This window comes from Streptomyces sp. NPDC058289, from assembly GCF_042880975.1.
Lineage (GTDB): Bacteria > Actinomycetota > Actinomycetes > Streptomycetales > Streptomycetaceae > Streptomyces > Streptomyces stoeckheimensis.
The window spans coordinates 20,549-27,656 of sequence record NZ_JBHVYI010000106.1; the positions used below are offsets into that span (position 1 = coordinate 20,549).

Below are 7,108 nucleotides of genomic sequence, written 5' to 3' on the forward strand. Positions count from 1 at the left end.
ATGCCAACAGCCGACGGCCAACGCGCGATTGCCCGGGCACTCAAAAGATCATGCACGTGGTGGTGGCGTGGGCGATCAGTTTGCCCTGGTCGTCGGTCACCTTCCCCTCGGCCGTGGCGGTGCGGCGGCCGGCGTGGATGACCTTGCCCTCGGCGGTGAGTACCTGACCGTCGGTGCGGGCGGCCCGGATGTAGTTGACCTTGAGCTCGAGGGTCGTGTAGCCGGTGCCGGCCGGGAGGGTGGTGTGGACGGCGCAGCCCATGGCGGAGTCGAGGAGGGTGGCGGCGATCCCTCCGTGGACCGTGCCGAGGGGGTTGGCGAAGTCGGGGCGGGTGTCGAGGGAGACGACGATGCGGCCGTGCTCGACCTCGTCGAAGCGCATGCCGAGCAGTCGGCCGATGGAGGGGATGTCGGCCGGGCGTTCGGTCTGGACCCAGCGCATCAGTTCCAGGCCGGACAGGCTCGACAGGGCAGTGAGGTCGGTGGTGGTCACGGTCGTTCTCCTTGGATGAGGTGCTCGTGCCGCCCCTGGGGCAGGGGTGTTCGCCGGGAAGCAGGTGCCGGATCGAGGCGGCGACGGGTTCGTGTCGTGGGTTGCGAGCGGCGCGGATCTTGGTGAAGCGGCGGCCGTCGGTCTGGATCGTGATGCGCAGGGGTGCGGGGCGGTGTGGTCGGTGGGGGCGGTGAGGTACTGGTCAGCCGAGCGGGTTGGCGGTGTCGCGCAAGGTGGCCAGTGCCGAGGTGTACATGCGGGCCTTGATGGCGCCCAGGGTGCCGCCGGCCTTGGACATCTGCGCCCGGGCGAGTTCGACGGCTGCGGAGAGCACGGCATCCTCAGGGACCGCCTGGTCGACGATGCCGGCGGCATGGGCGTCGGCGCCGCCGTAGCGGCGTGCGGTGAGCATGGCCTCGTGCGCGGTCTGCGGCGCCAGCCGGGACTGGACGAGGGCGGTCATGCCGGGGGTGAAGGGGATGTTGATGTCCGCTTCGGGCAGGCACCAGTAGCCGCGATCGGTGCGCATGACGCGGAAGTCGTGGGCGAGGGAGAGCATCGCCCCGGCGGCGAAGGTGTGCCCCTGTAGTGCGGCCACGGTGATGACCGGAAGCGACAGCATCCGGGCGAAGAGTTCATGGACGGAGATGACGTAGTCCTGGTGCCGGTCGGCATGGGCGAAGAGCCAGTCCAGGTCCAGCCCGTTGGAGTAGAACTTGCCGGTGGCAGTGGTGACCAGGGCGCGGGGGCCTTCCGCCTTCTCCACCTCGAGGAGCGCGGCACTGACTGCGGTGAGCCAGTCGGGGTGGAAGCGGTTCTCTCCGTCTCCGAGGTCGAGGACGAATAGGTTGTCCTGACGGTCGAGCGAGGGCATGGCGACTCCTTCGGACGATGCAGGTGAAGGGATGTGGGCTCCGGTCGCAGGGTCGGGGTCAGGCCTCGCGGCGGTCGCGCAGGGCGAACACGAGCAGGTCGTGGATCTCGGCGGCGGCCGCCTCGAGCGGAGCGGCACTCCGTTCGGCCCGGCACATGATCACCGCGCCTTCGACCGCGGCGATGACGAAGGAACCCAGCCTCCGGCTGCGTTCCTCGGTCAGGCCGTGCCGGACGAACAGGGCCGCGAAGGCCTCCTGCCAGCGGGCGAAGACCGCGGCGGCGGAGCGGGCAAGCTGTGGGGCCTCGTCGTTGGTCTCCACGGCCACCGCCACGATCGGGCAGCCGGCCCGGAAGTCGCTCTTCACGAGCCGGTCGCGCCACAGCACGAAGAACGCGTCGATGGCATCCACCGGATCGTCGGCTTGCATCTTGGTGTCGATCAGACCCGAGATGAAGTCCCCGGCCAGCGTCACCGCCTCGTCGATGAGCTGAGTGCGCCCGCCGGGGAAGTGGTGGTACACCGAGCCGCGAGGGGCTCCGCTGTGGGCGAGGACTCGGTCGATGCTGGTCCCGCTCGCACCGTACTCGGGCAGGAGGGCAACAGTGCTGAGGACCATCCGGTCGCGGCTGTCACTCCTGCGCGGACTCACCCGCTCCACCACCTTCGCCACGACGATGCAGCCCACCGAGCGGGCTACCTTTCGGTAACTTATGGGGTATGGCATAGAACATGCAAGAGGCGTCGCGGTGGTTCTTCACGGCCGGGCGAGAAGGTGCCGGCGGGGCGGTCATGCCGATGAGGCGCCGGGGATTCGCCGACGGGTCGGGCTCTCTGCGGGCATGGCTCGGATCAGGCAGCGCCGGCGGTCGAGGGGCTCGTGATCCTCGGAGGCGGTGCGGCCGTGGAGGATGCGCCGGTCGAAGGCGAACGGCTTACGGAGCAGGGGCAGTTCGCGGGGGTACTCCTCACTCAGGATGTGATGGACCATCGCGCCGTCCGGCCACGTAGGCGGGTTCGGCGCCGAACGGTGTCACGGCGGTGTCGTTGTGGAGGTGCAGGTCGCCCCGCGATTTCGAGGTGTACGCCGCCTCGCGGAAGCGGCGGTCGTCGGTGTACTTCGATACGCGCTCGAGGCTGCCGGTGCGCGGGCACCCGACATGGCCCGCCTCGAGAAGTGAGCCCGCCGTGGAGCACATCACGGGTGTGTGCGTCCAGGGCGAGCCACTGAGCTACTTGGCGCCGAGACCGGCGTCGGAGACCTCGGGCTTGCCCGCCGCCTTGAGCACCTTGTTCAGAAGCCGCAGGTCGTAGATGCCGTTCAGGTCGGGCTGCTCGATGAGCTTGGCCTTGACCGCCTGGTCGGCCTGCTTCTTCAGCGTCGCGGCCAGCGGGTCGTCGGTGACCATGAAGCTCGGCCACGCCGGGTGGATGACCTCCGGGTCGAGGGGCTTGCCGGTGTCCGCCGCGAGCTTGGCGTTCGCGGAGGCCATCGCCGCGTCCTGGTGGGAGTGGATCCACCTGTTCGTCTTCACCGTGCCGCGCAGAACGGCCTCGACCACGTCCGGGTGCTCGGTGAGGAACTTCTGCGACACGACGATGTTCGTGATCACGAACTTGTTCTCCGGCCAGAGGGAGCCCTCGTCGAGAAGGACCTCGCCGCCGTCGGCGACCAGCTTGGAGGCGGTGGGCTCGGGCACCCAGGCGCCGTCGATGGAGCCCGACTTGAAGGCGTCCGGGGTGACCTTGTTGTCCGTGCGGACGACGGAGACGTCGCCCTTGCCGGACTCCGGGTCGACCTTCCAGCCCTTTTCCGAGATCCAGTTGAGGAACGCGACGTCCTGGGTGTTCCCCTTCTGCGGGGTGGCGATCTTCTTGCCCTTGAGGTCGTCCAGGCTCTTGATCTTGTTTCGGTTCACGACCAGCTTGACGCCGCCCGAGGCGGAGCCGGAGATGATCCGCAGGTTGGAACCCTTGGACTTCACATAGCCGTTGATCGAGGGGGAGGGGCCGATGAAGCCGATGTCGAGAGAGCCGCTGTTGAGGGCTTCGATCTCGGACGGACCGGCGTTGAAGGACTGAGACTTGATCGTGGTGCCGTTCAACTCCGCGGCGATCAGGCCTTCCTGGAGACCGACCAGCGCGGTGGCGTGCGTGAGGTTCGGGAAGTAGCCGATGCGGACCTCGGAGGCCGACAGCTTCTTGCCGGCATCGGCGGCGAGGTTCGTCTTGCCGTCCTCCTTCTTGACCTCGACACGGTAGCCGCAGGCCGTGAGCACGAGAGGAAGCGCCGCTGTTACGGCGATGGCGCGCAGGGTGATGAGCGGTCTTGCGGCAGACACGGAGTGGTCCCTTCACGGGGTGGGTGTTCGGGAAGGCGGGGAGACGGGCGCCACGACGTCGTCGACACGCACGGCACCCGCTCGCGGCCGCCGGTGGAGGAACGCCGTGGCAGGCCGAGAAGGGGGAAGGTGTCGGGGATACCACGGGGTGGACGTCGAGCCGCCGTACATCGCGCGCCGCGTGCGAAGGTGGCGCGCGGCGGTGAGGTCCGCCGGAGGGCCGTCCGGCCGACGAAGAGCGGGAAGGCGCGGCGCACGACGGTGCACTGCGCGTGGAGCCGGGCCCTACGGGATGACGTCAGGCAGGCTGACAGATGGCGCTGGACGTCCGGACCAGGTCGATGTACCGACGGGCGGTAAGGGAGGGCAGCAGAGGGCGCGCATGGTGCGGTGTTCGCACGGCCACCTCACAACTCCCCGGTTTTCCCATCTGGTTGATAGGAATCCTGGCAGAGGCGGGTCATCCGCCCAAGAGGTTGACCACATAGTGGGCCGGAGTGGCCGGATAGTGGGCCGGAATGGCCGGAGCGGCGCGGCGGAACGTTCGGTCGGGCGGAGAGGGTGCCGGGGCCGGCGTCCGTGGTCCTTTTGGCGCAGTCCTACGTGACCTGACGGTCCAGGGCGTCTTGACTGACGGGATGGACACCACGTCGACGTCGCGGCCCTCGTCCGCCGGGTACCGAAATCTGGCCCTGGCGACGCTCGGGTTCACGCTCACCTTCTGGGCGTGGGACCTGATCGCGCCGCTGGCCGGCGACTACAAGGACCGGCTCCACCTCTCCTCGTTCCAGCAGTCGCTGCTCGTCGCGGTGCCGGTGCTGGTCGGGTCGCTGGGGCGGATCCCGGTGGGCGCGCTGACCGACCGCTACGGCGCGAGGCTGATGTTCCCGGTGGTGTCCGCACTCACCATCGTGCCCGTGCTGCTGCTGATCCCGGCACGCGAGAGCTACGGTCTGACGCTCGTGGTCGGCTTCCTGCTGGGCCTGGGCGGCACGACGTTCGCGATCGGCATCCCGCTGGTCAACTCCTGGTTCCCGCCCGCCCGGCGGGGCTTCGCACTGGGGGTCTTCGGGATGGGCATGGGCGGTGTCGCACTGTCCGGGTACGTCACACCGCGCATCGCCAAGCACGACCCCGACCTGCCCTTCCTCGTGGTGGCCCTGGCGCTCGCCGGGTACGCCGTCCTGGCTGCCCTGCTGCTCAGGGACCGGCCCGACCGGCCCGTGCCGACGGCCTCGCTCGCCTCGCGCCTGCGCGGTGCGGGGCGCCTGCGGGTGACGTGGGAGCTGGCCGCGCTCTACGCGATCGGCTTCGGGGGGATCGTCGCGTTCGGGGTCTACCTGCCGACGTACCTGAAGACCTGGTACGGGCTGTCCGCGACCGACGCCGGAACCAAGGCGGCGGGCTTCGCCCTGGTCACGGTGGTCTTCCGGCCGATCGGCGGCTGGCTGTCGGACCGGATCCACCCGGCGCAGGTCACGGCCGGGGCTCTGGGCCTGGTGGCCCTCCTCGCGATCGTCCAGGCCTTCGACCCGGCGATGAACCCCGTCGGCACGTGCGCCCTGCTCCTGATGGCGGCCGGACTCGGGACAGCCAGCGGCAGTGTCTTCGCCCTGGTCTCCCAGGTCACGCCACAGCCGCAGGTGGGCAGCGTGACGGGCATCGTCGGAGCGATGGGCGGCCTCGGGGGTTTCGTGCCCCCGCTGGTGATGGGCGCGATCTACAGCGCGAAGGACTCGTACTCGATCGGCTTCATGCTGCTGTCGGACCTCGCGCTCGCGGGGTGCGTGTACGCCTACGGGCGGATGCGGACCGTGCGGCCCTCGTCCTGAGCGCCCGCCGGCCGCCGTCGTCACTCGAGGCCGCGGCCGCCTCCCGCAGCGCGCGGGCCACGAGCGCCGGGTCGTAGGGCGCCTGCGGACCGGGGGTGTAGGTCACCGAGCGCAGGCCGCCGGTTCGAAGGAGCGGAAGGAGATGAGCCGGGAGGAGCGGTAGCGCTCCAGCTCGGGCGTGCCCGCCAGCAGGGTGAGGGGGCGGTGGAAGCGCTCCTCCGCGGGGTTGCGCCGGGCGAGTGCGCCGCTGCCGTCGGCGAGGGGGAAGACGCCGTTGCGCCAGGCCGCCGACTCCCAGGCGGCCACCGGCTCCTTCACCACCTCCGGGTGGTCCCGGGCGACGTCCAGGGTTTCGGTCGGGTCGGTGCGCAGGTCGTACAGCGCCCATCGCCGTCGTCGTACGGTGCCCCGGGGCGGTGGAGGTGACCAGCTTCCAGCCGTCGCGGTAGTAGCTTCCCGGAATCGCCGTCGGTCCGGCGCAGGCCCTCGGGCCAGGAGATGACGAACGGCACCCGCACGCCGCCCGCGTAGGTCTGGCCCTTGTAGAGCCGGAAGGGGGTGTGGGAAGCCATGCCCCAGCCGCGCGGGTAGTGCACCAGGCTCTGCGGACCGCCGATGAGTTCGGTGTCCCGGTCGACGTCCTCGTTCCAGTCGTCCGGTACGGGCTGGTGGACGAAGCGGCTGAAGTAGCTGCGCGTGCCCTCGGCGCCGCCTTCGACCGCCGTCGTAGCGCCCGCGCTGACGTGCGATGTCCGCGGGCTTCGCCTGGAGGGGGTCGTGGACGGCGTTGTGCGCCACGTAGAGGAAGAACGGCTTGTCGGGGTCGTGGGCGCGGAGCGACTTCACCATCGAGATGGACTGGTCGGTGATGTCGTCGGTGTAGTAGTAGCCGTCGGGTAGTTCGTCGATTTCCAACGGGCTGTAGTCACGGACTAGTTGGTGCGAGTGACAGAGACTGGTCAGGCCCTCCAGCACGCCGTAGTACTGGTCGAAGCCCTTCTGTAGGGGCCAGTTGCGCCGGTCGTCGGTGGTGTTGGAGGCCGAGTCGCGGGTCAGGTGCCACTTGCCGACGGCGTAGGTGGCGTAGCCCGCGTCGTGCAGGAGCTCGGCCAAGGTGGGGACGTCCTCGCCGACCTCCATGCCGTAGCCGGGGAAACCGGGGTCGAAGTTGGCGACCGTCGAGTACCCGACGCGGTGCGGGTTGAGACACGTGAGCAGTGCGGCGCGTGCCGGGGAACACACCGGCATGGTGTGGTAGTTGGCCAGACGGAGAGCGCCCTCGGCCAGTTCGTCGAGTACGGGGGTGGTCGGGCTGGTCGCGGGTGCAGCTCCTTCGAGACGGAGGCCGGGCGAGCAGCTGCGCGGTGGGTCCGTCCTCGACGACCGTGCCGCCGTAGCGCCGTCAGGTGCGGGAATGCCGACGGTGTCCAGCAGTTCCACCGAAAGGCGGTGGCGCGAACGCCGGTGCGACGGCGGTCCGGGAGGACTGCCGTCGCACCGCAGAGCGTGTGCTACTTGGCGCCGAGGCCGGCGTCGGAGACCTCGGGCTTGCCGGCGGCCTTGAGGA

General features: G+C 69.8%; 7 protein-coding genes. 1 reads left to right on the plus strand and 6 read right to left on the minus strand.

The genetic code is table 11. The annotated features are described in order from the left end of the window. Window positions 1-40: 40 nt before the first annotated feature. The 5 genes from ACFVX6_RS35260 to ACFVX6_RS35280 all read right to left on the minus strand — a co-directional run bounded on the left by ACFVX6_RS35260 (window position 41) and on the right by ACFVX6_RS35280 (window position 4,139). Window positions 41-493, minus strand: coding sequence for a PaaI family thioesterase (locus ACFVX6_RS35260; protein ID WP_389698522.1), 453 nt, complete (start codon window positions 491-493; stop codon window positions 41-43). 202 nt (window positions 494-695) lie between these two features. Continuing rightward, complete coding sequence (locus ACFVX6_RS35265) at window positions 696-1,367, minus strand: enoyl-CoA hydratase-related protein (protein ID WP_389698524.1); 672 nt, start codon at window positions 1,365-1,367, stop codon at window positions 696-698. Window positions 1,368-1,425: 58 nt separating this feature from the next. Further along, on the minus strand, window positions 1,426-2,055 hold the full coding sequence (locus tag ACFVX6_RS35270) for a TetR/AcrR family transcriptional regulator (RefSeq protein ID WP_389698526.1): 630 nt from the start codon (window positions 2,053-2,055) through the stop codon (window positions 1,426-1,428). A gap of 544 nt (window positions 2,056-2,599) precedes the next feature. Further along, window positions 2,600-3,709, minus strand: a complete 1,110-nt coding sequence (locus ACFVX6_RS35275) for an ABC transporter substrate-binding protein (RefSeq protein ID WP_389698528.1) — start codon at window positions 3,707-3,709, stop codon at window positions 2,600-2,602. 298 nt (window positions 3,710-4,007) lie between these two features. After that, window positions 4,008-4,139: a putative leader peptide gene (locus ACFVX6_RS35280; protein ID WP_389698530.1), complete on the minus strand. Its 132-nt coding sequence runs from the start codon at window positions 4,137-4,139 to the stop codon at window positions 4,008-4,010. Between the two features lie 208 nt (window positions 4,140-4,347). Between ACFVX6_RS35280 and ACFVX6_RS35285 the strand changes: the two genes are divergently transcribed. Next, a complete protein-coding gene (locus ACFVX6_RS35285) occupies window positions 4,348-5,541 on the plus strand; it encodes a nitrate/nitrite transporter (protein ID WP_389698532.1) in 1,194 nt (397 codons plus the stop codon). Window positions 5,542-5,643: 102 nt separating this feature from the next. Here ACFVX6_RS35285 and ACFVX6_RS35290 read toward each other — a convergent pair whose 3' ends face one another. After that, on the minus strand, window positions 5,644-6,981 hold the full coding sequence (locus tag ACFVX6_RS35290) for a sulfatase-like hydrolase/transferase (protein ID WP_389698534.1): 1,338 nt from the start codon (window positions 6,979-6,981) through the stop codon (window positions 5,644-5,646). Between the last annotated feature and the right edge of the window lie 127 nt (window positions 6,982-7,108).

Bases quoted from the DNA above. Each gene is read 5' to 3' on its own strand.
- ACFVX6_RS35265 (WP_389698524.1), bottom strand. From the start codon at position 1,367: ATGCCCTCGCTCGACCGTCAGGACAACCTATTCGTCCTCGACCTCGGA.
- ACFVX6_RS35280 (WP_389698530.1), bottom strand. From the start codon at position 4,139: ATGGGAAAACCGGGGAGTTGTGAGGTGGCCGTGCGAACACCGCACCAT.
- ACFVX6_RS35285 (WP_389698532.1), top strand. From the start codon at position 4,348: ATGGACACCACGTCGACGTCGCGGCCCTCGTCCGCCGGGTACCGAAAT.